The sequence below is a fragment of the Sphingomonas bacterium genome, from assembly GCF_903644135.1.
Classification (GTDB): Bacteria; Pseudomonadota; Alphaproteobacteria; order Sphingomonadales; family Sphingomonadaceae; genus Sphingomonas.
Window position 1 is genome coordinate 1 of record NZ_CAHJXA010000348.1, and the last position, 2,810, is coordinate 2,810.

Genomic DNA, 2,810 nt, shown 5'->3' on the forward strand with positions numbered 1-2,810 from the left:
CACGGCCGCGCCAGCACCGCCCCGAGCCGCTCCTCGCAGGTCCGCAGCCAGGCGGCAGGGGCGTGGCGGCGGACGGCGGCCAGCACGACCTCACGGATGGCCGGCAGCGCATGGGCGTGCTGATGGCCGTCGACAAACGCCGGCGGTCGCCCCATCGCCTGCGCAAAGGCGTCGAACTGCGCGTCGATTTCGGCGGCAAGCTCGTCGAGCGGCAGGGTGCTGCCCGACAGCCGTTCGAGCCGATGGAGATGCGGCAGCTCGCCGCCGGGGGCGAGTCGCGGCATCGCAGTCAGCGGCACCTCGTCGGTCAGCACCAGGTGGAGACCGATCGCGCGATCGGCGGGCACGTCGCGCAGCATCCGGCTGTCCTCGCGCCAGTTCGGCCGCACTGTCATGCAGCCGGTGGCGGTCAACCGTCGCGCGGCGAGCAGGTCGGCGATGACGCGGCTGGTGTCGCTCGAAAAGGCGAAATCGTCAGCGCACAGGGTAAGGGTTGGCACCAAGGGGCGAGGCGATCCGTCCGACATCCTGAAACTGCCGCTCCCGAATACGCTCGCTGGTCAGCCGGCGTGCGCGCAGCCGCGTCGCCAGGAACCGGTAGAAGAACCAGTCGCCCGCCACCGGTGCGGCGACACAATAGAGCAGCCGTTCGGCCAGCGTCCAGCGGATCGACGCGCGATCGCGCTCACGCGGCGACGGGCAGCACCATAAGCCATAGGCATAGCGCATCGAGCCGTGCTTCATCACCCGGTGGATCACCTCATGATCCTCCAGCACATAGCCCCAGCGATGCGGATCGAAGCCGCCCGCCCGGCGCAGCGCCTCGGTGCGGAACGCCTGACCCGCGCCGCCGGTGTGGCACTGGCCGCGCAACAGCATCGCAGTGGCGGCGATGCGCCGCGCCTCGCGCCGCCGCGTGCGCGCATCGGCAGTGGGCGGCACGAAGAACGCTCCCGCGACCGCGTTACCACGCTCCAGGATGCGCTGCGCCTCGGCAAGATAGTGCGGCGGGTACCAGGTGTCGGCGTCGCATGTCGCCACATAGGGCGTTGCCACCCGCGTCAGGCCGAGCGCCAGCGCTGCCACCTTGCCGGGTCGCGGCTCGGTCAGCAGCTCATAATCGAGCTCGAGGCGGTGACAGGTGGCGCTGGCGATCGCGGCGCTGCCGTCGGTCGAGGCGTTGTCGATCAGGATGACGCGCGGGCGGACGGTCTGCGCCGCCAGGCTCTCCAGCGTCGTGTCGAGGCAGTCGCGCTCGTTGAAGAAGGGGACCAGTACGCTCCACCGGACCCGGTGACCCGCCTGGGCGGGAACGGCACCGCGGGGGTGCAAGGCGCGATCAACAAACATGCTTCGGCTTCGTACTCTACTGGGTAGTCGGTGTTGGCGACAGCTTGGTTACGGTTTGGGCGAGCTGCAGACCTTCAGGCGAGCTGCGCGACCAACTCACCGGCATGGGCCCGGCGCTTCGCTTCGCCAGCGACGCCGGCCAGCGAGGCGAGGATGCCGGTCATTACGTCGGCGGCGATCGACAAGGTCGCCATCAGCGCGATCAGCGCCGCCGCATCGGTGCCCTTGCCGAGCAACGCCACCGACACGCCGGCGAACACCACGTCCTTCTGCGAGATCAGCGGCAGCCGCGACACCAGCAGCTTCAACGCCGAGAGCACCACCCAAGTCAGCAGCGCCACAGCCGGCAGCGCCAGCTGCCACAACAGCCCGGTCATCAGGATCGACACCGCGGCGCGGCCGCCATGCACCGCCGCGATGTAGCGCAGGTCGGCACCCGAGCGGCTGAACAGCTTGTTGCGCAGCGCCAACGCGGTCAGCGGCGGCACCGCGATGATCGCCAGCGACGGGACCAGCACCCAAAGCGGCAGCGACGGGCCGAACGCGCCCATGAAGGGCAGCGCAATCAGCGTGACGACGATGGTGGTGGCGTTCCCGACCGCCGCCGACAGGATCGCGACGTCCTTGACCGCGCCGAACGCCGCGCCGCACACGCCGCGACCCTTGGCCCAGGCGTAGAGATACGCCTCGCCGGCATAGCCGAACAACAGGTTGTTGCCGATCATCTTGCGCGCGAGCGGCAGCATACCGGAAGCGGGGATGTTCCACAGGCGGCGATAGATCAGCCAGTCGGCCACGATCGGCGCGAGATGGGCGAGGACAAAGGCGATCCAGAAGATCGGCCGGCGCGGCACCATCGCCAGCATCGTGTGCCAGTTGATCGCATGGAACTGCCACAGCGCGCCGGCGAGCACCGCCACCGACAGCACCGGCGCGGCGAAACGGCTGATCGCCTTCGACACGGCATCGGCGAGCGCCGGCGACACCAGATCGCCGCCACGCACCCGCTCGGACCAGTTCGCTACCATCCCGCCCATGCCGACCCCGCTAGTGTCTCCGTTAATGAGACGTTACCGGCAGTTGAGACCCACAGCAGAGATCGTCTGGCGATGGGGTTTGTCGACGAACGGAGTTCCTGGTGAGACGAACCGAGTGATAGCGGCAGGAGGATCAGGGAACTTCGCTCCGGATCGACGATGGGGGCTGGCCGTCCTGCTGCTTGTCGCGGTGGCGACGCGGGCGTGGGTGTTCGGCAACCCGGTCTATCATGTCGACGAGCAATATTATCTGCTGGTCGGTGACCGGATGCTGCACGGCGCGGTGCCGTATGTCGACCTGTGGGACCGAAAGCCGATCGGGCTGTTCCTCCTCTATGCCGCAATCCGGTTGCTGCCGGGCGACGGCGTGCTCGCCAGCCAGTTGTTGGCGCTGGTCTTTGCCTGGGCTACCGCGTTCGTCGT

The 2,810-nt window shown here is 68.8% G+C and carries 3 protein-coding genes and 1 pseudogene; 1 reads left to right on the forward strand and 3 read right to left on the reverse strand.

The window, feature by feature from the left end; all coding sequences use genetic code 11:
- From HUU96_RS14250 to HUU96_RS14260, 3 genes are all read right to left on the reverse strand, one after another.
- Window positions 1-500 (reverse strand): ChbG/HpnK family deacetylase (locus tag HUU96_RS14250; RefSeq protein WP_174293405.1); only part of this gene is annotated, 500 nt, incomplete at its 3' end.
- Window positions 475-1,350, reverse strand: coding sequence for a glycosyltransferase (locus HUU96_RS14255; protein ID WP_174293406.1), 876 nt, complete (start codon window positions 1,348-1,350; stop codon window positions 475-477). The genes HUU96_RS14250 and HUU96_RS14255, both read right to left, overlap by 26 nt.
- A 74-nt stretch (window positions 1,351-1,424) precedes the next feature.
- Window positions 1,425-2,387: a hypothetical protein gene (locus HUU96_RS14260; protein WP_174293407.1), complete on the reverse strand. Its 963-nt coding sequence runs from the start codon at window positions 2,385-2,387 to the stop codon at window positions 1,425-1,427.
- Window positions 2,388-2,577: 190 nt separating this feature from the next.
- Here HUU96_RS14260 and HUU96_RS14265 point away from each other — a divergent pair.
- A pseudogene (locus HUU96_RS14265) lies at window positions 2,578-2,810 on the forward strand (hypothetical protein); the annotation flags it as partial.